This is a genomic window from Neobacillus massiliamazoniensis (genome assembly GCF_001048695.1).
In the GTDB taxonomy this organism is placed as follows: Bacteria; Bacillota; Bacilli; order Bacillales; family Cytobacillaceae; genus Neobacillus; species Neobacillus massiliamazoniensis.
The window spans coordinates 405,950-427,772 of sequence record NZ_CVRB01000004.1 but is presented as its reverse complement, the minus strand read 5'-3'; the positions used below and the strand labels follow the sequence as shown (position 1 = coordinate 427,772).

The 21,823-nt window shown below is 38.6% G+C and carries 27 protein-coding genes; 26 read left to right on the top strand and 1 reads right to left on the bottom strand.

Annotation, left to right across the window (positions count from 1 at the left end; all coding sequences use genetic code 11):
• Position 1 precedes the first annotated feature (1 nt).
• The 7 genes from BN1082_RS19970 (at position 2) to BN1082_RS19940 (ending at position 4,371) form a co-directional block, all read left to right on the top strand.
• Positions 2–376, top strand: a complete 375-nt coding sequence (locus tag BN1082_RS19970; protein WP_090637424.1) for a hypothetical protein — start codon at positions 2–4, stop codon at positions 374–376.
• Positions 373–1,380, top strand: a complete 1,008-nt coding sequence (locus tag BN1082_RS19965) for a hypothetical protein (RefSeq protein WP_090637422.1) — start codon at positions 373–375, stop codon at positions 1,378–1,380. Before BN1082_RS19970 ends, BN1082_RS19965 begins: the two co-directional genes overlap by 4 nt.
• A gap of 25 nt (positions 1,381–1,405) precedes the next feature.
• Positions 1,406–2,110, top strand: coding sequence for a heme ABC exporter ATP-binding protein CcmA (gene ccmA, locus BN1082_RS19960; protein WP_090637420.1), 705 nt, complete (start codon positions 1,406–1,408; stop codon positions 2,108–2,110).
• The gene (locus BN1082_RS19955; protein ID WP_090637418.1) at positions 2,107–2,787 is read left to right on the top strand and encodes a heme exporter protein CcmB; all 681 of its coding nucleotides are present in this window, start codon (positions 2,107–2,109) and stop codon (positions 2,785–2,787) included. The genes ccmA and BN1082_RS19955 overlap by 4 nt, the downstream gene beginning before the upstream one ends.
• A gap of 3 nt (positions 2,788–2,790) precedes the next feature.
• Positions 2,791–3,552 (top strand): cytochrome c biogenesis protein, encoded by a 762-nt coding sequence (locus BN1082_RS19950; protein WP_090637416.1) that lies wholly within the window; start codon positions 2,791–2,793, stop codon positions 3,550–3,552.
• 9 nt (positions 3,553–3,561) lie between these two features.
• A complete protein-coding gene (locus BN1082_RS19945; RefSeq protein ID WP_090637414.1) occupies positions 3,562–3,696 on the top strand; it encodes a CcmD family protein in 135 nt (44 codons plus the stop codon).
• Positions 3,697–3,861: 165 nt separating this feature from the next.
• Positions 3,862–4,371 (top strand): TlpA family protein disulfide reductase, encoded by a 510-nt coding sequence (locus BN1082_RS19940; RefSeq protein WP_090637412.1) that lies wholly within the window; start codon positions 3,862–3,864, stop codon positions 4,369–4,371.
• A 344-nt stretch (positions 4,372–4,715) separates the two neighbouring features.
• Here the strand turns inward: BN1082_RS19940 and BN1082_RS19935 are convergent, their stop codons facing one another.
• The gene (locus BN1082_RS19935; RefSeq protein WP_176699881.1) at positions 4,716–5,378 is read right to left on the bottom strand and encodes an SIMPL domain-containing protein; all 663 of its coding nucleotides are present in this window, start codon (positions 5,376–5,378) and stop codon (positions 4,716–4,718) included.
• Positions 5,379–5,596: 218 nt separating this feature from the next.
• On the opposite strand from BN1082_RS19935, the gene spoIIIAA reads away from it, so the two are divergent.
• The 19 genes from spoIIIAA (at position 5,597) to ahrC (ending at position 21,822) form a co-directional block, all read left to right on the top strand.
• On the top strand, positions 5,597–6,520 hold the full coding sequence (spoIIIAA, locus tag BN1082_RS19930) for a stage III sporulation protein AA (protein WP_090637408.1): 924 nt from the start codon (positions 5,597–5,599) through the stop codon (positions 6,518–6,520).
• Positions 6,521–7,036, top strand: a complete 516-nt coding sequence (gene spoIIIAB / locus BN1082_RS19925) for a stage III sporulation protein SpoIIIAB (protein WP_090637405.1) — start codon at positions 6,521–6,523, stop codon at positions 7,034–7,036.
• Positions 7,037–7,047: 11 nt separating this feature from the next.
• Positions 7,048–7,251, top strand: coding sequence for a stage III sporulation protein AC (gene spoIIIAC / locus BN1082_RS19920; protein ID WP_007084610.1), 204 nt, complete (start codon positions 7,048–7,050; stop codon positions 7,249–7,251).
• Between the two features lie 167 nt (positions 7,252–7,418).
• On the top strand, positions 7,419–7,808 hold the full coding sequence (gene spoIIIAD, locus BN1082_RS19915; RefSeq protein WP_090637403.1) for a stage III sporulation protein AD: 390 nt from the start codon (positions 7,419–7,421) through the stop codon (positions 7,806–7,808).
• 26 nt (positions 7,809–7,834) lie between these two features.
• On the top strand, positions 7,835–9,034 hold the full coding sequence (gene spoIIIAE / locus BN1082_RS19910; protein ID WP_090637401.1) for a stage III sporulation protein AE: 1,200 nt from the start codon (positions 7,835–7,837) through the stop codon (positions 9,032–9,034).
• 11 nt (positions 9,035–9,045) lie between these two features.
• Complete coding sequence (gene spoIIIAF / locus BN1082_RS19905; protein WP_090637399.1) at positions 9,046–9,675, top strand: stage III sporulation protein AF; 630 nt, start codon at positions 9,046–9,048, stop codon at positions 9,673–9,675.
• Complete coding sequence (gene spoIIIAG, locus BN1082_RS19900) at positions 9,668–10,312, top strand: stage III sporulation protein AG (RefSeq protein WP_090637397.1); 645 nt, start codon at positions 9,668–9,670, stop codon at positions 10,310–10,312. Before spoIIIAF ends, spoIIIAG begins: the two co-directional genes overlap by 8 nt.
• Before the next feature lie 14 nt (positions 10,313–10,326).
• Positions 10,327–10,887 (top strand): SpoIIIAH-like family protein, encoded by a 561-nt coding sequence (locus BN1082_RS19895; RefSeq protein ID WP_090637395.1) that lies wholly within the window; start codon positions 10,327–10,329, stop codon positions 10,885–10,887.
• Positions 10,888–11,302: 415 nt separating this feature from the next.
• Positions 11,303–11,809 (top strand): acetyl-CoA carboxylase biotin carboxyl carrier protein, encoded by a 507-nt coding sequence (gene accB, locus BN1082_RS19890; RefSeq protein ID WP_090637394.1) that lies wholly within the window; start codon positions 11,303–11,305, stop codon positions 11,807–11,809.
• A gap of 15 nt (positions 11,810–11,824) precedes the next feature.
• Entirely contained in the window at positions 11,825–13,180 is a 1,356-nt protein-coding gene (accC, locus tag BN1082_RS19885) for an acetyl-CoA carboxylase biotin carboxylase subunit (protein WP_090637392.1), read from the top strand.
• Between the two features lie 20 nt (positions 13,181–13,200).
• Positions 13,201–13,608, top strand: a complete 408-nt coding sequence (locus BN1082_RS19880; protein WP_090637390.1) for an Asp23/Gls24 family envelope stress response protein — start codon at positions 13,201–13,203, stop codon at positions 13,606–13,608.
• Positions 13,609–14,115: 507 nt separating this feature from the next.
• Positions 14,116–14,505, top strand: coding sequence for a transcription antitermination factor NusB (gene nusB, locus BN1082_RS19875; protein ID WP_090637388.1), 390 nt, complete (start codon positions 14,116–14,118; stop codon positions 14,503–14,505).
• Between the two features lie 36 nt (positions 14,506–14,541).
• Positions 14,542–15,396 (top strand): bifunctional methylenetetrahydrofolate dehydrogenase/methenyltetrahydrofolate cyclohydrolase FolD, encoded by an 855-nt coding sequence (gene folD, locus BN1082_RS19870; protein WP_090637386.1) that lies wholly within the window; start codon positions 14,542–14,544, stop codon positions 15,394–15,396.
• A 272-nt stretch (positions 15,397–15,668) separates the two neighbouring features.
• Positions 15,669–17,021 (top strand): exodeoxyribonuclease VII large subunit, encoded by a 1,353-nt coding sequence (gene xseA / locus BN1082_RS19865; protein WP_090637384.1) that lies wholly within the window; start codon positions 15,669–15,671, stop codon positions 17,019–17,021.
• Positions 17,018–17,251: an exodeoxyribonuclease VII small subunit gene (locus tag BN1082_RS19860; protein WP_090637382.1), complete on the top strand. Its 234-nt coding sequence runs from the start codon at positions 17,018–17,020 to the stop codon at positions 17,249–17,251. Before xseA ends, BN1082_RS19860 begins: the two co-directional genes overlap by 4 nt.
• 15 nt (positions 17,252–17,266) lie before the next feature.
• Positions 17,267–18,142 (top strand): polyprenyl synthetase family protein, encoded by an 876-nt coding sequence (locus BN1082_RS19855; protein ID WP_090638448.1) that lies wholly within the window; start codon positions 17,267–17,269, stop codon positions 18,140–18,142.
• Between the two features lie 311 nt (positions 18,143–18,453).
• The gene (dxs, locus tag BN1082_RS19850) at positions 18,454–20,349 is read left to right on the top strand and encodes a 1-deoxy-D-xylulose-5-phosphate synthase (protein ID WP_090637381.1); all 1,896 of its coding nucleotides are present in this window, start codon (positions 18,454–18,456) and stop codon (positions 20,347–20,349) included.
• 3 nt (positions 20,350–20,352) lie between these two features.
• Positions 20,353–21,177 (top strand): TlyA family RNA methyltransferase, encoded by an 825-nt coding sequence (locus tag BN1082_RS19845; protein ID WP_090637379.1) that lies wholly within the window; start codon positions 20,353–20,355, stop codon positions 21,175–21,177.
• Positions 21,178–21,372: 195 nt separating this feature from the next.
• On the top strand, positions 21,373–21,822 hold the full coding sequence (gene ahrC / locus BN1082_RS19840; protein ID WP_090637376.1) for a transcriptional regulator AhrC/ArgR: 450 nt from the start codon (positions 21,373–21,375) through the stop codon (positions 21,820–21,822).
• Position 21,823: the final 1 nt, after the last annotated feature.

Below are 21,823 nucleotides of genomic sequence, written 5' to 3'. Positions count from 1 at the left end.
AATGCATGATATTTCAATCTTATCGATTGTTTTTACAGCCGTATTAGCACTTGTTTGTTTTTTTCTAATCTTATCACCACTTTTTAAGTGGGAAGCATACTTAACATTCACCCCAAAAGATCAAGATTTATCTGTCACGAAAGAATCATTGCTGACAACATTAAATGAATTAGAGTTTGACTATAAAATGGATAAAATCTCCCCTTCAGACTATAAGTCATTAAAGAAGCAGTATGAGGAACAAGTGGCAATTTTGATGAAGGAAGAAGCACAGACAGCTGATAAACAAGTCGACCAAGATATAATGGCCGAAGTTGAAAAAGAAATTGAGGCGCAATTAAAAGAGCTTAAAAAGAAAAAGGGGGAAGGAAAGTGATCAAGAAAATCACGGTCTTCTTTCTTGGACTGTTGTTGCTGATTCCAATGAATGGATTAGCCGCAACTAATTCTCCTGTTTCCATCGATTTAAATTATCTTGTCGTTAGTCCAGCTGAAGATGGCTCAACAGTTGTCTCAAATATGGTGAATTATACGAATACTACAGGACAAGATTATAAGGGCGATGGAAACGCTGAAGAGGTAATAAAGGTAACACTTCCGGAAGGGGCTACAAACCTAAATATTTTAGATAGCAAAATTTCCTATAAAAAGACCGATACAGGTTTTGTGACAACCAATCCAATCCCGGCTAATCAGAGTGTTGGCTTGCAATACACTTATCGCATTGCAAAAGGAAAAGACATCCAGATTAAAATTGAATATCCCGTACAAATTATGCAGGTTCTTGTCCCTGAAGGAATGGGCAGTGTCGAGTTTAAAGGAGTTGAATCTTCCAATCAAGGACTCTACAATTTCGAAAATAAAAATTACTGGGTATATAGTGTAGAAGGAATTCAATTAAACCAGACGTTTACCATGACCTATAACAAAGACAAACAGCCATCTGCGGACAGTGCGGTGCAAGCAAATACACAAAGTGGCAATGGAAAATCCAGCTCTACCAGCAATTCGGTTACAAGAACAGCCCCGGCATTTCATAACCCTGGCCATATTCGGATGTGGGGGGAGTCACCATTGCATAACTTTAATCCACACGTCTTTTTAATTGTACTTATTGCCGTAATCATTGCTGGAATTTCTTATTATATCTATTTCAGAAGAAAAGCGAGATTGGAAGAAGAAAGATTAGGTGCAGACAAGGAAGAAAAGGCATTTAAACATTTAATGGCGAAACAAAAAGCCATTATGGAAAAAATCATTGAACTTGAAGAGACATTTGGCAATGGCGAATTAACCGAGGATGAATATCATGCCAAACTTGCTGCTTATAAGCAGCATCTTGTCCAGGTAAAAGTGAGTTTAAGGGAATTTATTGATTAAAGGCTGGAATGGGAGGTACGGCAAAATGATTGAAGTAAAGAAGCTTACGAAGCAAGCTGACAATAAGTTGATTTTGCGTGGTGTAGACCTCTCAATAAATAAAGGAGAAACAGTTGCCATCCTTGGACCAAATGGAGCGGGGAAAAGTACGTTATTAAAAGTACTGGCGACGCTCATAAAACCTACATCAGGGGATATCAAAATCAATGGTTTAGAATTGAAAAAGAACCATATTGCGATAAAAAAAATCTTGGGCTATTTACCCCATTCCAGCTTGCTTTATGACCATTATTCCCCTTTAGAGAATCTCGTTTTCTTTGGGAATATATACGGAGTTAAGGATGTTGAAAAAAGAGCCAAAGAGCTAGTAAAAGAAGTAGGGTTGTCATTTTTCTTAAATGAGCCTGTGAAGAATTTTTCGAGAGGGATGATCCAGCGAATTGCTATTGCCCGCGCCATTGTCCATGAACCGGAAATTCTTCTCTTGGATGAACCTCACACGGGATTGGATCAAGGAGCGATTTCAATTCTTAATACTGTGATTCTTTCAATGAAGAAAAAAGGTACCACTACCTTAATGGTAACGCATGATTTTAAGCAGGCTGCTGAAATATGTGACAGGATTATTATCGTGAAAAATGGGAAGATTGTCGATGATTTCAAAATAGAGAATCAATCACTAGGTATTGTTTCCGAAAAATATGAACTTCAAGTGGAGGGAGTATCATGAACGTTTTAAGAACAGCCCTCTTGCTTGCCAAAAAAGATATACTCTCTGAATTGAAAACAAAACAGATTCTGGTAACTCAAATTATTTTTGCAGGACTTGTGATTGTTGTTTTCAGCTTTGCCTTTGACCCATCCAGTAATATGACGAAGGCTGTCATTCCGGGGATTATTTGGGTTATTATCGTATTTGCCGGCATATTAGGTCTTAATCGATCGTTTATTTCGGAACAGCGAAATGACACCATACAAGGTTTATTGGTAGCTCCGATGGAAGCTGCAAGTATTTTTTTAGGAAAGTTTATTGCAAATTTAATTATGATTTTAATTGTTGAAATTGTCTCTATTCCCTTTTTATTCTTATTATTTGATTTCAAAATGCTAGGCAGCATTCCATACTTTATTCTTGTTATTTTCGTGGGGAGCTTCGGATTTGTTTCAATAGGTACTTTTTTAGCAGCCTTAGCAGCTAATTCAAAAAGTAGTGAAATGTTATTACCTTTGTTACTTTTTCCGATTACAAGTCCCATTTTAATCGGCGTTACCCAGGCAACTAGGATCATTTTATCGGATATGAGCAAGTTATCAAGTGCACTTGCCTGGACGCAAATGGTCACATCATATGATGTCATTTTCTTTGTAGTTTGTCTTTTATTAATTGATTATGTGCTGGAGGTTTAAATTATGAGTATGAATCTCGAACGAGAGAAAACCGCGCTTCCCGTATCGCAACTAGAGAATACTAAAGCTTCAATATTGCCAAAAATATTATTCGGCGGCTCTGTCGTTTCCATGTTAGCTTCCATTTATTTAATCTTCCTCTATGCGGAAGAAGAGAAAACGATGGGAGCAGCGCAAAAAATCTTTTATTTCCATGTCAGTTCTGCGTGGGTTGCCTTTTTTGCCTTTTTTGTAACTTTTGTTTTCAGTGTGTTGTTTTTAATTAAACGAAAAAGAGTATTTGATACTTATGCATATGTTTCGGCAGAAATCGGAGTTGTTTTTACATTGATTGTTTTAACAACCGGTCCCATTTGGGCAAAATCCGCATGGAATACTTGGTGGGTATGGGAACCGCGCTTAATCACAACGTTAATTTTATTTTTTATCTATATCGCCTACATTATGATTCGTCATATGGATGGTGTTTGGGATAAGAAAGCAAGATTAGCGGCAGTATTTGGGATTATTGGCTTTGTAGATGTACCAATTGTATTCTTTGCCATCCGTTGGTGGCAGACAAAACTGCATCCAATTGTATTTGGGAATGGAGTGAATCAAACAGGCGGGGGGATATCATCGACGATGCTTGTAGCATTATTAGTTACAATTGCTACGTTCACGATTCTTTATTCCTATTTGCTTAACAAGGGAGTCACTCTTGAGAATATGAGAATTAAAGTAGAACAATATAAAGAAAAATTAAGAGAAAGATTGGAAGATTAGGAGGAATTGATGATGAACTACCAATTTATGTATGCTGCATATTCAGTTGCTTGGGTGATCATTTTTGCTTATTTATTTGTTATTGATCGAAAACAAAATAAGCTTAAAAAAGAAATTGAGTTTTTAAAGCAATTAGATAAATAAACTAGCCGATACGCGAGCCCTAAGGGCGAAGACAGAGGCGTAGTTGCTCTTATGCGCGAAAGGAAAGTAAGGAAGAGAATGAGGATGTCTTAAAACAAAGAGTCAGACTCTTTTGAGACACCCTCTTTTTGAGGTAAAACCTTAGCGGTGTCAGGAGGAAGTGTGATGAACCAACGAGTCATCAAATCACTCGTATTGATTCTATTGGTTGGAATGTTTAGCTTTTTTGCTTATAGCTTAATAGGTAAAGCGAAACATACGGATGTTGGCGATAAGGCATACAATTTCGAACTGCCAAACTATAACGGTGGGAAAACAAAGCTTACAGATTATAAGGGGCAAATTGTTATTTTAAATTATTTTGCAACATGGTGTGCACCATGCAAGGATGAGGCTCCGGAATTAGAGGCATTCCAAAAAGATTATGGTGACAAATATAAATTGCTCATGGTTAATAAAGGCGAAACAAAGGATAATGTTAAAAATGCAACAAATAACAATAAAGCAGGTATGAACTATTTATTCGACTATAATGCCGATAATGCCAAAATTTATAATGTTACGGGACAGCCTGAAACGTTTGTCATTGATAAAAAAGGCATCATAAAAGTTCACTACAATGGTCCTATTACAGAAGGGCAATTATACAATTGGGTTAAGCAATATGATAATTAATACTTTTTTAAAGGATTGAACACACCAAAAAAACGGTGTTCAATCCTTTTTTTATTGGCTGTGTTAAACTTGCCTGTTGATTTGCGCTCAAGAAGCGAGCATCCGCGGACGTTCCGGGGAGCCTCCTCGGCGCTTAAGCGCCTGCGGGGTCTCCCCTGCCCCGTACTCCCGCAGGACGTTGAATCAGCATCTTTGAATCTACACCGCACGAAGGAAATGCGATAGCATTTTCGAGGATCTCGCGCCTTCCGCTCCAATCAACATAGTTTCAAAAATCAATAATGACCTTTAACACATCCTTTTTATTAGAATTTTGACTTCGAGGATTGTCCAGCGCCGGCCCTTTAAAAGTACTGAAATTCCGCAGCAATATTTGCTTTGATAAGAAGTTCTCCTGGTTCAATTTGGGTGGAGGTAACCCCTTTTACGAATGTTTCATGGTGGCTGTAAAAGGGTTTAATGGCAGTATCAGCTTCTTGAACAAGTATGGGTGTTGGAATTAGAGTTACGTTAATTGTTTTTGCAATCGTTTTAGCTTTTTCGGTTGCATTGTTTATGGCTAGAATAAGTGCTTGCTGATAAAAAGATTCTTTGTCTTTCAATGTGAACTGAACATTGGAAACATAATTAGCACCGTTATGGACTGCAGTATCGACAATCTTTCCAATCATCGATAAATCTTCTATTTTCACTTTTAATAGGTTAGTGATTTTATAGCCTCGAAAAATTTGTTTTCCTTGTACATAATCATAAACTGACTCGATTCTGTAATCGAAGGTTTGCAGATGATTTTTAGGGATCCCTAATAATAATAATGATTGAATTACCTTTGAAATTTCCTTGGAATTTTGTTGTTGTGATGCAACTAGTTCTTTATTTTCTGTTATAACACCAAGGTTTATGGAAGCCGTGTCAGGCAAGGCAGCGATTTCACCTTCCCCTGTCACTTTAATTAAATGACCTTTAGGTGGATGGCCATTACGGTTTGGAGGCGGGTAATTAAACACTATTTTGTCCCCTTTCATACTTATCCCTCTAATAAAATACGGTTGTATTTTAAGAAATGTTCCACTCTGTAAAATCTATTTTCCATCCAACACTCTTTCGGTTTCTAGTAATAGATTGCCTACTATTTTAAAAGAATTGACAGTCTTAAATGTCATAATGTGTCCGAGCAGGCATACATTTTAAATAATGAGATGAAGAGACATAAGGAGGAATCATTGTGGAAACTATCCTGAAATTTTTACCGAAAAACATTGCAGACTTAATCAGCCAAATCCCTCCTAATCAAAAAGAAGACTTGGAAGAAATTCGCTTACGAATCAATCGTCCGATTGAAATCGTTATGAAAGGAGCACCTAGATTTATTTCGTATTCGATTCAGACTGAAGATGCCTTTCACTTAATGAACAAAATAAGCCATTTTTCCATTTATACGCTTGAAGAAGAGCTAAAACGCGGGTATATAACGGTATCGGGGGGGCATAGAATTGGCCTTGCGGGAAAGGTGATCTTAGAGGAAGGTAAGGTGAAAGCCATTCGAGATGTTTCTTCCTTTAACATACGAATTGCAAAGGAGAAAATTGGGATTTCAGACCCTCTTATCCCTTATCTTTTTCAAGGTAGCTGGATGCACACGATGGTAATCGGACCACCGCAAACAGGAAAAACGACATTATTACGTGATATAGCTAGAGTCATTTCTTCCGGAATCCCGACAAAAGGGATAGAGGCAAAAAAAGTAGGAATTGTTGATGAACGCAGTGAAATTGCAGGCTGTGTAAATGGGATTCCGCAATTGACATTTGGACATCGACTAGATGTTTTAGATGCCTGTCCGAAAGCCGAAGGAATGATGATGATGATTCGTTCAATGAGTCCGGATGTCCTCATTGTCGATGAAATTGGACGGAAGGAAGATGCAGAAGCGATTCAAGAGGCGGTGCATGCTGGAATTAAACTAATGATGACAACACATGGGGTAAGCATCGAAGAAATAAGGAACAGACCATCTTTAAAGGAAATAGTGAATCAAAGAATTTTTAAACGATATATCTTACTTAGCCGGAAAGAGGGTCCTGGTACGATCACCCATATTTTGGATGAAAATGGAAATGAAATGAAACAAAGAGTGAGCGTGAAGTAAATGATAAAAATTATTGGGGCCATATTCATTATTATCGCAACCACATGGACAGGTTTTGAGGCTGCAAAGCACTTAAGCGACCGCCCAAGGCAATTGAGAGCATTAAGGTCTGCCCTGCAAGCACTTGAGGCAGAAATCATGTATGGACATACTCCATTGCATGAAGCCGCGAGAAGATTATCCGCTCAGCTTCCAAAGCCCCTTTCATTATTTTTTGACGCCTTTTCTGGAAGGCTAACGAATACAGAAACAACGGTAAAAGAGGCCTGGGAAACAAGTTTAAAAGAAGTTTGGAGCAAAACGGCCTTAAAGCAGGGAGAGTTTGAAATTATGAGGCAATTTGGGGAAACTCTTGGACGTTATGATCGCTATTCCCAACAAAAACAAATTATCTTAACACTCACTCATCTTGAAAGAGAAGAGGCAGATGCCATTCAAAGCCAAGCAAAATACGAAAAAATGGTAAAGAGTCTTGGATTCTTAGCCGGGCTTTTACTGATAATTTTATTATTTTAGGGGGAAAAGCAATGGGCTTAGAAGTGGATATTATTTTTAAAATAGCAGGAGTGGGAATTGTCGTTGCTTTTTTGCATACAGTACTTGACCAGGTTGGAAAAAAAGAATATGCGCAGTGGGTTACACTGTTTGGTTTTATCTATATTTTATTTCAAGTGGCTTCAATTGTGGATGATCTTTTTCAAAAAATTAAATCCGTATTTTTGTTTCAATAAAGTTCAACTAACCATCAGTGGGGTGCTTCATCCCCCACTGATGGTTAGTTGAACCAATCGGGTTTTTACGGGCAGTTGTCCCACACCGATCTTCTTCGCTTTTCACTCAATCTTGAGGTGAGGGTATTACTACTGCCCGTTAATGCGGGATAAAGGGGGGATGCACCATTGAAATCGTGAAAATAGTAGGTATCGCACTCGTTGCGACATTTCTTTCATTAATTATTAAAGAGCAAAAACCTAATTTTGCCTTCCTATTAATTGTTTTTGTTGGATGTTCAATTTTCCTATTTTTGGTTGATAAAATATACGAAATTATAAATATGCTGGAAAAGCTGGCTGTAAATGCAAAAGTAAATTCGGTGTATATTGAAACAATCTTAAAAATCATCGGAATTGCCTATATAGCAGAGTTTGCAGCGCAAATTACAAAAGATGCGGGCCAAGGAGCAATTGCTTCGAAAATAGAGCTAGCAGGTAAAATTCTCATTCTCGCCATGGCCATTCCTATTTTGACCGTTATGATCGAGACCATTATCAAACTAATTCCCGGTTAATTCTATATCAAAAAGAGGTGTGATCATTGAAGCAAAGGCTGCAGTTTATATCTTTTATCATTCTCTTAATCTTTTTTTTATCCGTTCCAAGTGTCCAAGCTTCCGAAAAAACGAACGATTCCGCTCAGCCTCTTTCTCCTCAAGAATTAGTCGATACTCAAATAAAATCTTTAGATTTGTCTGAGCTAACGCAATTTTGGGAGGATATCACAAATAAATATGGGGGCTTCCTGCCAGAAAGTCAGAAAGGGAGCTTAGTTGATTTTGTTAAGGGAGAGAAAAAATTTTCTTTTCAAGAATGGGGGAAGGGAATTTTAAAATTTGTCTTTCAAGAGTTTGTTGCAAATGGAAAATTGCTTGGTTCGTTAATTATGTTAACAATTTTTAGCATGTTTCTCCAATCGATGCAAAATGCATTTGAATCAAGCGCAATCAGTAAGGTTGCTTATTCAATTGTTTATATGGTTTTGATTATCATCGCATTAAATAGTTTTCATATTGCTATTAGCTATACAAATGAAGCGATAGGAACCATGATTTCCTTTGTGATGGCACTAATCCCAATCCTGCTTGCCTTGATGGCAGCTTCCGGTGGACTTATTTCAGCAGCGTTCTTCCATCCCGTAATCTTGTTTTTAATGAATACCAGCGGTTTATTGATGCAGTACATCATTCTTCCCCTCCTCTTTTTAGCTACCCTTCTGAGCATTGTGAGTACGATGTCAGATCAGTATAAAGTAACTCAATTAGCCCAGCTTTTAAGGAATTGGAGCATCGGTTTGATGGGACTATTTTTAACAGTCTTCCTTGGCGTTGTATCTGTCCAAGGAGCTTCTACTGCCGTTACGGATGGTGTGACGATCAGGACTGCAAAATTTATTACCGGTAATTTCATTCCGGTTATCGGAAGGGTCTTTACAGATGCGACTGATACGGTAGTCAGCGCATCGTCACTTTTAAAAAATACAGTTGGGATAGCCGGAGTGGCCATACTCCTCATTATAGTTGCCTTTCCAGCAATTAAAATTTTAATGATTGCTTTTATCTATAAATTTGCAGCTGCGATTCTCCAACCAATAGGAGGGGGCCCAGTGATTACCTGCCTGGATATTATCAGTAAGAGTGTTATTTACGTTTTTGCGGCACTTGGTATCGTGTCCCTCATGTTTTTTCTAAGTATTACGGTTATTGTTGCAGCAGGAAATTTAACGATGATGATGCGATAGGGGTGGGGAAAATGGATTTTTTGAAAGAATGGGTTACAAATATCATCCTATTTATCCTTTTAGCTACCGTAATTGATATGCTTCTGCCGAATACTAGTATGCGAAAGTATACGAAAATGGTTACCGGATTGCTATTAATTGCCATTATCCTTACCCCTGTCTTTAAACTACTTTCGAAGGATTTTGAAACAAATCTTGCGAATTTGCCCTTATTTCAAGCACCAGGTGAAAAAAATATAAAAAATTTAATAGATTTAAAGAAAAAAGAAATACAAGCCTCCCAACATGCATATATTTTAGAAACAATGGCTGTCCAGCTGAAAAAGGATGTTGCGAAGGAGTTGATGGATCAATACGGACTGGAGATAGACAAAATAGAGATTGCAACAAACGATAAAAGTGACCAAGCATTTCCCGACAACCTCCAAAAAGTGACCGTTCTTTTGAAGAGTCCAAAAAAACAAGCAGCGACAATCGAAGCGATTAAGCCAATTGAAATTAATAAAGATAAGCCTCTTCCATCAAAAAACTCATCAGGAGAAACTGAAAAAATCGCGGCATATCTTTCGGAGAAATGGAATGTATCAATTAAAACAGTAGACGTCACGATTGAAGGGGGGATCAACAAAGATAATGGATAACAATCAAGGTCCATTTTCATGGCTGAAAAAATGGCTTAAAAATGATGAACAACCCGAAAAGAAAATGGGGAAGAACAAATATTTGATTCTGATTCTTTGTCTCGGTGCAGCCTTCATGCTTATTAGCAATTTCCTATTTAAGAGTCCTTCGGCTCTTCCGACAGCAAAAACCAATAGTCAGCCGACAAGTGATGTTCCGGCATTTGGATCGTCAAAGGGTTCTGGTAATAAAGAGATTACCGATTATGAAAAGTCATATGAGAGTCAGTTGAAGAAAGCGTTAGAGGAAATGCTGGGAGTTAGTGACGTAACAGTGGTAGTAACCATTGATTCAACTGATAAGCAGATTCTTGAAAAAAATAAGTCAACAAAAACACAAACAACAGAAGAAACCGATACTCAAGGTGGGCAAAGAAAGGTACAAGACTCAGAAACAAATGAACAGCTAGTCATTACCCGAAATGGTGATAAAGAACTTCCTATTGTAGTTGAAACGAAGAAGCCTGAGATCCGCAGTGTACTCGTGGTCGCACGTGGTGCAGATAATATCCAAATTAAAAAATTAATTGTTGAAGCAGTTACAAAGGGCCTGGGAGTTCCTAGTTATCGAGTGGCTGTATTGCCAAAAAATAAGTAAGGGGGATCTATATTATGCTTTTGAAGAAACAAACAGTTTGGTTATTAACCATGTTAAGTTTAGTAGTTGTCTTATCCATTTATTACATTACTTCTCCAGAGAAAAAAAGCAATACAATCGCATCGGTCGAACAAAAAACTAATAATCAAGTGAATCAGAAACAAGGAAATAATAAAACTGACGCAAAAAATGGAAAAACAGTTGTATCCCAAGTATCAGGTGATGATGAGTTTGAAGCACTCCGTCTAAAGTTGGAGGAACAAAGAAGTGAATTGAAAGCGGATTTAACTACCGTCGTGGCATCTACTGACCTTTCTCCAGAAGAACGCAGTAAAGCAAGAGATCAAATGCAAAAATTAACAGAAACAGCACAAAAAGAAGAAATTCTTGAAACCTTAATTCGCTCCATGGGATATGAGGATGCCTTAGTAAGAGCAGATGGCAGCAAGGTATTGGTTACGGTGAAATCTAAGAAAACGCCATCTCGTTCAGAGGCTAACCAAATCATCCAAAAGGTAAAAAGTGAAATTGGTGAAACCAATTATGTTGCGGTAGAGTTCTCACCATCAAAATAAAAAATATCTGGTTAAAAGGAGGGAAGGTTACACTTTCCTTCTTTTTTTAGGCCCTTTGTTGTTTTAAATACGATTTCAAGTCATTAACCAATATATATTTCACTTTTACTGCGAAAAATATTATGATGAAGGTAGACGTTAATACTAAAGTGTAGAAGCGTTTCCAATTTAGATTATTGAATTTTAACAAGGTATTATCGTATAGTATTAATAGCTAGTCATAATAAAGAACAAGCTCCCGTTTAAACAAGTCCACTAATTTCTGAGACAATAAGCTGGACAGATATCGAAGAAAAAGTTATACTTTCTAATCGTTTAAAGAAAACGGAAGCCTCTCGAACCTAATGTATTGAAGCCAGATTGTTAGAAACGTTCAATGATTTAGCAAATTTAGTAGTTCAAGGAGTGTTACTCAATGTTAAAAGTTCAAGAGATTCGCGAATTGATAAAATTGGTCGACCAGTCAAGTATTGATGAATTTGTATACGAAAATGAAGGCTCGAAAATTAAAATGAAAAAGTATGGAGCCCAACTTGTGACGGCAGTCCAACCAGCTATGCAAACAGCTGTTGAAGCAATTCCTGCAATTCACGAAGCACCTGTCGTTCAGGCACAACCTGTTGCACCGAGTGTTGCAGTGGAAACAACGCAGCCTGTGGTTAATAACCAAACAGAGACAGATTTACACAAAATTACTTCTCCAATGGTTGGAACCTTCTATGCTTCGCCAACACCTGATACAGATGCATATGTTAAAGCAGGGTCCAAGGTTTCTAAAGATTCGATCGTTTGTATTGTGGAAGCGATGAAACTCTTTAATGAAATTGAAGCAGAAGTTAATGGAGAAATTGTCGAAGTACTTGTTAAAAATGGACAATTAGTTGAATACGGGCAGCCATTATTTTTAGTAAAGCCCGAATAAGGAGCGATAAACAGGATGATTAAGAAACTGTTAATTGCAAACAGAGGAGAAATTGCAGTTAGGATTATTCGCGCATGCCGAGAAATGGGCATAGAGTCGGTTGCTGTTTATTCTGAAGCAGACCGCGAAGCTTTACATGTTCAAATGGCAGATGAAGCCTATTGCATAGGTCCGACTCTATCAAAAGACAGTTATTTAAATGTTACAAATATTATTAGTGTAGCAAAACTAACAGGATGTGAAGCTATTCACCCTGGTTACGGTTTTTTAGCGGAAAATGCAGATTTTGCTGAATTGTGCCGTGAATGTAATATTACCTTCGTAGGTCCTAGTCCAGAGGCGATTACAAAAATGGGGACAAAGGACATTGCTAGAGAAACAATGCGTGAAGCCGGTGTTCCAATTGTTCCTGGCTCTACCGGAATTATTAATGATATTGACGAGGCTTTGGATTTAGTAAAAAAAATAAAATATCCAGTCATCATTAAAGCGACTGCAGGCGGTGGTGGTAAAGGGATTCGCATCGCCAAGAATGAACAAGAATTAATTAAAGGAATCAATATAACCCAGCAGGAAGCATTAACTGCATTCGGAAATCCTGGTGTTTACATAGAAAAGTATATTGAGGACTTTAGACATGTCGAAATTCAAGTCCTTGCAGATTCATATGGAAATACCATTCATTTAGGTGAGAGGGATTGTTCCATTCAGCGCAGGCTTCAGAAGCTTTTAGAAGAAACGCCATCTCCAGCATTAGATGGTGAAATACGTGAAGAGATGGGAAATGCAGCGGTAAAAGCGGCAAAGGCTGTTGCTTATTCAGGTGCCGGCACGGTAGAATTTATTTATGACTACCGCAATCGTAAATTTTATTTTATGGAAATGAACACTAGAATTCAGGTGGAGCATCCTGTCACCGAACTGGTAACGGGAATGGATCTTATTAAAGAGCAAATTCGAGTTGCTTCAGGTGAGAAATTGACGTTAAAACAGCAGGATGTTACTTTTACTGGCTGGGCAATCGAATGCCGAATCAATGCGGAAAATCCTGAAAAGAATTTTATGCCTTCTGCTGGGAAAATCAAAATGTATCTTCCTCCTGGAGGATTAGGTGTACGTGTTGATTCTGCTGCTTATCCAGGGTATACAATTCCACCATACTACGATTCGATGATTGCAAAGGTGATTACGTACGGTAGCAGCAGAGATGAAGCCATTTCAAGGATGAAACGTGCATTAAGCGAATTTATTGTTGAAGGCATTCACACGACGATTCCGTTTCATCTAAAGTTGCTCGAGCACGAAAAGTTTGTTGAAGGTAGGTTCAATACGAAGTTTCTCGAACTGCACGATGTGATGAAGTCTAACTAAAAATCTGGAGGTGAGCTAGGATGAGTGAATTTAATATCTTGGAAATGGAGCAAGAAAATAGCGGACATGGTAAGGTTGAAATTGCTCCAGAAGTAATTGAAGTAATTGCCGGAATTGCTGCTTCTGAAGTCGAGGGAGTAGCTGGGATGCGCGGCAATTTTGCCACTGGCGTTGTCGAGCGATTAGGAAAGAAAAATCATGGTAAAGGCGTCAAAGTAGAGCTGACTGAGTCGGGAATTACTGTGGATGTATATTGCTTAATGAAGTTCGGAGTTTCCATTCCATCTGTAGCCCAGAAGATACAGGACAATATTCGTCAGGCATTGCTGAATATGACGGCACTCGATGCAGAGGAAGTAAACATTCATGTAGTTGGCGTTCAGTTTGAGGCGAAAATGATCGAACCAGAAACTGATCAGGAAATGTAGAATGAGAAAACCAAAGGAATCACTCCTTTGGTTTTCGCTTTTTCTTAATAATTATTTTCTCATGTTTCCATTATTATCTTCGAAGGAGCAATCAAGGACATACATCGCTAAATGGGCGTCTTCCGCATTTCTATGTGCGAATCTCTTTTAGTTATGCTATTATCTTTTTATATGTTTGCTGTGTTAAAGGTCATTGTTGATTTTTAAAACTCTGTTGATTGGAGCGGAAGGCGCGAGATCCTCGAAAATGCTATCGCATTTCCTTCGTGCGGTGTAGATTCAAAGATGCTGATTCAACGTCCTGTGGGAGTACGGGGCAGGTGAGACCCCACAGGCGCTCAAGGGCCGAGGAGGCTCCCCGGAACGCCCGCGGATGCTCGCTTCTTGAGCGCAAATTAACAGACAAGTTTAACACATCCTATATAAGCGTTAATAAAGTTTTTTACGATTAACTGTATAATAATTTGACAAAAATAAGTTCATTTCTATAAAGGAGTTAAAGGTATAATGAAAAGAAGAACAGCTAGGGAAAAAGCTTTACAGGCTCTTTTTCAAATCGATGTCAGCAATACAGATCCCGCTTTCGCAATCGATCATGTTTTAGAGGGGAAGGAAGGTGACGAATATTTAAATCGAATCGTATTTGGCGTTATTGAGCATAAAGAAGAAATTGATCAGTTAATTATTGAAAACCTTGAAAAATGGACGATGGATCGTTTAGCAACAGTCGACCGAAACCTGTTAAGAATTGCTGCATACGAATTGAAATATGCCAAAAATGAAGTACCTGAAAATGTCGTTTTGGATGAAGCTATTGAAATTGCCAAAATATTCGGAGATGACCAATCGAGCCGGTTTATTAATGGTGTTTTATCAAAAGTGAAACAAAAGCTTTAAGTGTCTGATTGGGTTCTCTTGAAAAAGGGGAAAATTATGACAGCGAAAATCATTGATGGAAAAGAAATTGCAGCGAAAAAAAGAGTAGAGATAGCAAAAGAAGTTCTAAAATTAAAAGAGACGGGAATAACACCAGGTTTGGCCGTAATCCTTGTCGGAAATAATCATGCATCAAGAACATATGTAAATAACAAACAAAAAGCATGCCAAGATCTTGGAATGCACTCCTTATTAATTGAATTCCCGGAAACTGTTTCTGAAGGGGAATTACTTTCAAAAATTAATGAATTAAATAACGACCAGAGCATTCATGGTATCCTAGTACAACTGCCTATTCCAAAGCATATCAACGAAAAAAAGGTAATTGAATCAATCAATCCTGTTAAGGATGTTGACGGTTTTCATCCAATCAATATTGGCAGGATGATGACAGGACAAGATTCATTCTTACCTTGTACTCCATATGGAATTATGGTCCTATTAGAGGAAACGGGTGTTTCAGTTTCTGGGAAAAATGTGGTAGTGGTGGGGAGAAGTAATATTGTTGGTAAACCGGTAGGACAATTATTACTGAATCAAAATGCAACCGTAACCTATTGTCACTCCAAAACAAAAGATTTACTGTTACATACAACTCAAGCAGATATTCTCGTCGCTGCAGTGGGAATTCCGAATTTTATTAAGGCTGACCATATAAAAGAAGGCGCAGTTGTCATTGATGTTGGAATAAATCGCGATGAAACCGGAAAGCTTTGTGGAGATGTGTCCTTTGCAGATGTGAGTGAAAAAGCCGGGTTTATAACCCCTGTTCCAAAGGGAGTTGGACCGATGACTATCACAATGCTGATGTTTAATACAGTTAAATCTGCAAAGAATGCTGGTTCTATTTAGTTTAAACCTGTTTGATTACGCGTAAAACTATGTGAAAAATTTTTCATGCTCTTATACATGGGCTGATTATAATAGTGAAAATAAGAATTTGTCCTTATCTTTTATTTCAATTTATGTGCCTATTCCATCCTAGAAGATAAGAACAGGGACTAAATAAATATAGATAAGGACAGTTTTTTTATAAAATCAGAATTTAGATATCATTGGACTTCGAGAATTGTCCATTTAAAGGCGCCTTCCGCTTTTCTTATATTGTTCAAAGAGGAGATCATATGCAGGAACACAAGTATTTATCAGTAACCGCGCTAACGAAATACATAAAAAGAAAATTTGATGCAGACCCTCATTTAGTCGATATTCACGTTAGAGGTGAAATTTCGAACTTTAAACAGCATTCAAGTGGACATATGTACTTCACTTTAAAGGATGAAAAAGCTCGCATTCTTGCCGTTATGTTCTCTAGTCAATCACGCTTCATGAAGTTTTCTCCAAAAAACGGGATGAAGGTGATTGTCAAAGGTGATATCACCGTTTATGAACCCAGCGGGCAATATCAGATTTATATTAAAGAAATGCAGCCTGACGGGATTGGGGAGTTATTCTTAGCCTATGAACAGCTGAAAAAAAGACTAGAACAAGAAGGCTTATTCGCACGTGAAAGGAAAAAGCCAATCCCTTTATACCCTAAAACCGTTGGTGTCATCACCTCGCCAACCGGTGCTGCAATTCGCGATATTATTACAACCATCAAAAGACGCTTTCCAATTACGAAGATTCTTGTATTTCCTGCACTCGTTCAGGGAGAAAACGCTGCTCCCTCGATTGTAAAGGCGATTGAAAAGGCAAATAAAATGGCTGAAATCGACGTATTAATTGTAGGTCGCGGAGGTGGCTCGATTGAGGAGCTATGGGGTTTTAACGAGGAGCTAGTAGCCAGGGCTATTTATGCTTCAAACGTTCCCATTATCTCCGCTGTTGGTCATGAGACGGATTTTACCATTGCTGATTTTGTTGCTGACTTAAGGGCTCCGACTCCGACAGCTGCAGCAGAAATGGCAGTACCACATATTGAGGAGCTAATGGAAAGAATTTTGCAGAGGCAAACCCGTTTGATCCGAGCCATGAATGAAAAATTTCGTTTGGAAAAAAATAGGCTAAGTCGTGTGCGGAAATCGTACGCGTTCCGTTACCCACATCGTCTATATGAGCAAAAGCTTGAACAAATTGATAAGTTGACGGAAATGCTTGTTCGGGGAGCATCCAGACTGTCTGAACTTAAAAAAGGACAGCTTGAAAAGCTCCATAAACAGTTATTGCGGAACCATCCAAACGAAGCAATTCAAGAAGCAGAAAATCGTTTGGCCCGCTCCGAAAAGGACTTAAAAAGAGCAATGCTGCAAATTCTCTCTAAAAACCAAACGGAATTTGATAGGGTACTTTCAACACTACAGGCTCTCAGCCCGTTACGAATCATGGAAAGAGGATTTAGTCTTGTATATAGAGAAAATGATCAGCTTGTGAAAAGTATCAAACAGGTGAAAGAAGATGAATCCATTCAAATTCAATTATCAGATGGCAGTCTTTATTGTAAAGTGCACAATATAAAAGGAGAGCGAATCGAGTGACAACGGAAAAAAAACTATCGTTTGAGGATGCAATGATTAAATTAGAGCAAATTGTGGATAAACTTGAAGAAGGAGACGTTCCATTGGAAGAAGCGATTGCTTTTTACAAAGAGGGGATGGAACTTTCAAAGCTTTGCCATGATAAATTAAAAAGCGTGGAAGAACAATTAACGCAAATGATAACCGAAGACGGGCGGACGGAGAGCTTTTCAATCGATGAGGAGGAATAGAAATTGGAAACCAGGATGCTAGATGCATTTGCACGTAAGTATAAACAACTACTAGAAGCAGAACTAAGAACCCTGGTCGATCAACTTGAGGCTCCTTCTGTTATTAAAGATGCGATGCATTATTCTCTTGAAGCAGGTGGTAAACGTATCCGTCCTTTATTGGTGTTCGCTACATTGGACGCGTTTGGAGTAGATCCCCAAAAGGGGCTCCTTGCTGCCGCTGCTATTGAAATGGTTCATACGTACTCATTAATTCACGATGACTTACCAAGTATGGATAATGATGATCTTCGAAGAGGCAAGCCTACCAATCATAAAGTGTTTGGAGAAGCTGTTGCCATTTTAGCAGGAGATGCACTTCTTACTTATAGCTTTGAGGTAATGGGGAAGATTCCAGAGGAAGATCCATCAACCACAAAAAAATTAGTGATTGAGTTGGCAAAGGCTGCAGGAACAGAAGGAATGGTAGGTGGCCAGGTTGCCGATATGGAGGGTGAACATAAGGCACTAACACTTGAAGAGCTTGAATATATTCATATTCATAAAACAGGAAAACTTTTAGGATTTAGTGTTTTAGCTGGAGCGATAATCGCAAAGGCCACTCCTAGTCAAATTGAAAGTTTGTCAGCATTTGCTCATCATTTAGGACTTGCCTTTCAAATACAGGATGATATTCTTGATGTAATTGGTAATCAAGACCTAATTGGCAAGCCTGTTGGAAGCGATACAACAAATCATAAAAGTACATATCCAGGTTTGTTATCATTAGAAGGTGCAAAAGAAGCATTAAAAACGCAAATCAATCTTGCTAAGGAAAACCTTCAAAAGGTAGGCTTAAATACGGACTTGCTAATGGAACTAACAGATTTAGTAGCTGCCAGAGACCATTAACAAACAGATATTTGAGGCAGCTAAGCAACTGTGATATAATGGATTCCATTGGATAAAACGTTGACGGTGCCGTTACACATGCGTGTTAGCGGCTATTTTTTAGAAGTTTAGAAAGTATATCATTGTGATTTCGAGAATTGACCAGCTTCAGGCGCCATCGGCTCGAGGTCACAAGCCAATCCGTCCAAAAGGTTAAAAAAGCAACCTTACGGCCGGCTCGTCTTGTGCTTGTCGCCGATAAGCGGGCGCCTCACGCTTATCTTATTGGGATGTGACATATTAGAAAAAGTAGGAAAGAGAGTTGTCCCAAAATGGATTTGTTATCAATAAAAGACCCATCCTTTTTAAAAGGAATGTCAAATAAAGAGTTGGAGGCTCTAAGTCAAGAAGTTCGCCAATTCTTGATTGACAAGCTGTCTATAACTGGTGGCCATATTGGACCCAATCTAGGAGTGGTTGAATTAACCATTGCTTTACACAAATGCTTTGATAGCCCAAAGGATAAAATCCTTTGGGATGTCGGACATCAGTCATATGTCCATAAAATTTTAACAGGAAGAGCTAGTGAATTTAATACTTTAAGACAATTTAAAGGACTATGTGGGTTTCCGAAGCGTGTGGAAAGCGAGCATGATGTTTGGGAAACAGGGCACAGTTCCACATCGCTATCAGCAGCGATGGGAATGGCTATTGCACGGGATTTAAAAAAGGAAAAATCCTATGTTGTCCCGGTTATTGGTGATGGGGCTTTAACAGGCGGAATGGCATTAGAAGCCCTAAATCATATCGGACATGAAAAGAAAAATATGATTGTGATTTTAAATGATAATGAAATGTCAATTGCTCCAAATGTGGGTGCCCTTCACAATATATTAGGTCAGTTACGAACAGCAGGCAAATATCAATGGGTAAAAGATGAGCTTGAAGTATTGTTAAAGAAAGTTCCTGCGGTTGGCGGTAAATTGGCTGCAACTGCTGAAAGGATTAAAGACAGTCTTAAATATTTGCTTGTTTCCGGTATGTTTTTTGAAGAACTAGGCTTTACCTATTTAGGTCCTGTTGACGGACACAACTTTGAAAATTTATTTGATAACTTGAGCTATGCGAAAAAAACTGAGGGACCTGTCCTTCTTCATGTTATTACGAAGAAGGGAAAAGGGTACTATCCTGCAGAAAGTGATAAAACAGGGACTTGGCACGGTACAGGTCCTTATAAAACGGAGACTGGTGCCTTTATCAAACCATCAAAAACACCACCTCCTGCATGGAGCAGTTTGGTAAGTGAAACGGTCCGGAAGCTTGCTCGCGGGGATGAACGGATTGTGGCTATTACCCCGGCAATGCCAGTTGGTTCAAAATTAGAAGGGTTTGCTAGTGAATTTCCCGATCGAATGTTCGATGTAGGAATTGCAGAACAGCATGCAGCAACTGTTGCAGCAGGGTTAGCTACCCAAAATATGAAGCCGTTTTTAGCCATTTACTCTACCTTCTTACAACGTGCCTACGATCAGGTGGTTCATGATATTTGCCGCCAAAACCTTAATGTTTTTATCGGTATTGACCGTGCCGGATTGGTAGGTGCAGATGGAGAAACCCATCAAGGTGTGTTTGATATTGCTTTTTTACGCCATTTACCTAATCTTGTTTTAATGATGCCAAAGGATGAAAATGAAGGGCAGCATATGGTCTACACTGCGCTAAATTATGACGATGGACCGATTGCTATGAGATTTCCGCGCGGTAACGGGATTGGTGTTCCAATGGATGGACATTTCCGAAAAATACCGATTGGAACATGGGAGATTCTTAAAGATGGCGTTGATGCAGTAATTTTAACATTTGGTACAACCATCCCAATGGCGATGGAAGCAGCTGCTATTTTTGAAAAACAAGGAACCTCAATTAAAGTTGTGAATGCCCGTTTTATAAAACCACTTGATAAAAAGATGCTGATTTCTTTATTAGGACTCAATATCCCAATTCTGACCATTGAAGAGGCCGTTTTACATGGTGGGTTTGGAAGTGCAGTCTTGGAGTTTGCAAATGATCACGGCTATTACCATTCAGTCATTAGCAGAATGGGCATTCCTGATCAATTCATTGAACATGGGGATGTAGGGTCACTGCTTGCGGAAATTGGTTTAACGACGGAAGAAGTAGTTAAAAGACTTACCCTTCTTGCAGGGAAAAAACAACAAAGGGCATAATATATGAAGAATAAAGAGAGATTAGACGTTTTATTAGTGGAAAGAGGTTTATCTGAAACACGTGAAAAAGCAAAAAGGGCGATCATGGCCGGACTTGTTTACACGAATGAAGAGCGCTTGGATAAACCAGGAGAAAAGGTAAAGATAGATATTCCCTTAACGATAAAAGGAAATGTGCTCCCATATGTCAGCCGGGGCGGATGGAAGCTTGAAAAAGCATTAAAGGTTTTTGATGTCAGCATTAAGGATAAAGTATTGCTAGATATCGGGGCTTCAACAGGTGGATTTACGGATTGTGCCTTACAAAATGGTGCGAAAATGTCCTATGCCTTAGATGTTGGTTATAATCAGCTTGCCTGGAAGCTTCGTCAGGATAATCGAGTTGTTGTAATGGAAAGAACTAATTTCCGTTATGTGACACCTGCTGACTTAGATCGTGAAATGCCCAATTTTGCTACTATTGATGTGTCTTTTATTTCCTTGACATTAATTCTACCTGTATTAAAAACTCTTCTCGTTCCGGATAGTGATATCATCGCACTTGTAAAGCCCCAGTTCGAGGCTGGACGTGATCAGGTCGGAAAAAAAGGCATTGTCCGTGATGGCAAAGTTCATTTACAGGTCATTACGAAAATTGTGGATTTTGCCATACTCCAAGGGTATGAGGCAATCAATTTATCTTATTCGCCTATTACCGGAGGGGATGGAAATATCGAGTTTCTTTTACATCTAAAATGGAGAGGCCTTAATGAAGGCGGTAGAAACATTTTACCTGTCACTCCATTGGAGATTGTCAATCAATCACATCAGGAATTCAAAGAACAGTAAGAGGATGTCCCCCAAAAAAGTGTCAGACCCATCAACCTACAATATTGAGTGTTGAGCGAGAGGTAGACCCTTTTGGGACATCCTCTTACATTTTTACAGCCTTTATGTACAAGTATACCGAAATCGGCTAACATAGGGGGTGAAGCGACAAATTACTGCAAAAACATAAATTGTTTTTAGGCTTGGAGTGAGAAAATGAATAAAGGACAGCGCCATATTAAAATACGCGAAATCATTACGAATAATGATATTGAAACACAGGATGAGTTAGTCGATGAACTAAAAAATGCCGGGGTCAATGTAACGCAGGCAACTGTTTCTCGTGACATTAAAGAACTACATCTTGTTAAAGTGCCATTAATTGATGGACGGTATAAATACAGTTTGCCGGCTGACCAAAGATTTAATCCATTACAAAAGCTTAAGAGAATGTTAATGGATGCCTTTGTTCGAATTGATTCTGCCGGACATTTGCTTGTTATGAAGTGTCTGCCAGGAAATGCAATGGCAATTGGGGCGTTAATTGATAACCTCGATTGGGACGAAATATTGGGTACCATCTGTGGTGACGATACCCTTCTAATCATTTGCCGAACACATGAGGATACAGAGATTATACAAAATCGGTTCCTTGAAATGCTTTAAC

What these genes read in the sequence shown, in the direction of transcription:
- accC (WP_090637392.1), top strand. Translation starts at nt 11,825, where the DNA reads ATGATTAAGAAACTGTTAATTGCAAACAGAGGAGAAATTGCAGTTAGG.
- BN1082_RS19855 (WP_090638448.1), top strand. Translation starts at nt 17,267, where the DNA reads ATGCTAGATGCATTTGCACGTAAGTATAAACAACTACTAGAAGCAGAA.
- spoIIIAF (WP_090637399.1), top strand. Translation starts at nt 9,046, where the DNA reads ATGGATTTTTTGAAAGAATGGGTTACAAATATCATCCTATTTATCCTT.
- BN1082_RS19940 (WP_090637412.1), top strand. Translation starts at nt 3,862, where the DNA reads ATGAACCAACGAGTCATCAAATCACTCGTATTGATTCTATTGGTTGGA.
- folD (WP_090637386.1), top strand. Translation starts at nt 14,542, where the DNA reads ATGACAGCGAAAATCATTGATGGAAAAGAAATTGCAGCGAAAAAAAGA.
- spoIIIAB (WP_090637405.1), top strand. Translation starts at nt 6,521, where the DNA reads ATGATAAAAATTATTGGGGCCATATTCATTATTATCGCAACCACATGG.
- ahrC (WP_090637376.1), top strand. Translation starts at nt 21,373, where the DNA reads ATGAATAAAGGACAGCGCCATATTAAAATACGCGAAATCATTACGAAT.
- spoIIIAC (WP_007084610.1), top strand. Translation starts at nt 7,048, where the DNA reads ATGGGCTTAGAAGTGGATATTATTTTTAAAATAGCAGGAGTGGGAATT.
- dxs (WP_090637381.1), top strand. Translation starts at nt 18,454, where the DNA reads ATGGATTTGTTATCAATAAAAGACCCATCCTTTTTAAAAGGAATGTCA.
- BN1082_RS19880 (WP_090637390.1), top strand. Translation starts at nt 13,201, where the DNA reads ATGAGTGAATTTAATATCTTGGAAATGGAGCAAGAAAATAGCGGACAT.
- BN1082_RS19950 (WP_090637416.1), top strand. Translation starts at nt 2,791, where the DNA reads ATGAGTATGAATCTCGAACGAGAGAAAACCGCGCTTCCCGTATCGCAA.
- spoIIIAG (WP_090637397.1), top strand. Translation starts at nt 9,668, where the DNA reads ATGGATAACAATCAAGGTCCATTTTCATGGCTGAAAAAATGGCTTAAA.
- BN1082_RS19845 (WP_090637379.1), top strand. Translation starts at nt 20,353, where the DNA reads ATGAAGAATAAAGAGAGATTAGACGTTTTATTAGTGGAAAGAGGTTTA.
- BN1082_RS19970 (WP_090637424.1), top strand. Translation starts at nt 2, where the DNA reads ATGCATGATATTTCAATCTTATCGATTGTTTTTACAGCCGTATTAGCA.
- accB (WP_090637394.1), top strand. Translation starts at nt 11,303, where the DNA reads ATGTTAAAAGTTCAAGAGATTCGCGAATTGATAAAATTGGTCGACCAG.
- BN1082_RS19945 (WP_090637414.1), top strand. Translation starts at nt 3,562, where the DNA reads ATGATGAACTACCAATTTATGTATGCTGCATATTCAGTTGCTTGGGTG.
- BN1082_RS19955 (WP_090637418.1), top strand. Translation starts at nt 2,107, where the DNA reads ATGAACGTTTTAAGAACAGCCCTCTTGCTTGCCAAAAAAGATATACTC.
- nusB (WP_090637388.1), top strand. Translation starts at nt 14,116, where the DNA reads ATGAAAAGAAGAACAGCTAGGGAAAAAGCTTTACAGGCTCTTTTTCAA.
- ccmA (WP_090637420.1), top strand. Translation starts at nt 1,406, where the DNA reads ATGATTGAAGTAAAGAAGCTTACGAAGCAAGCTGACAATAAGTTGATT.
- BN1082_RS19895 (WP_090637395.1), top strand. Translation starts at nt 10,327, where the DNA reads ATGCTTTTGAAGAAACAAACAGTTTGGTTATTAACCATGTTAAGTTTA.
- xseA (WP_090637384.1), top strand. Translation starts at nt 15,669, where the DNA reads ATGCAGGAACACAAGTATTTATCAGTAACCGCGCTAACGAAATACATA.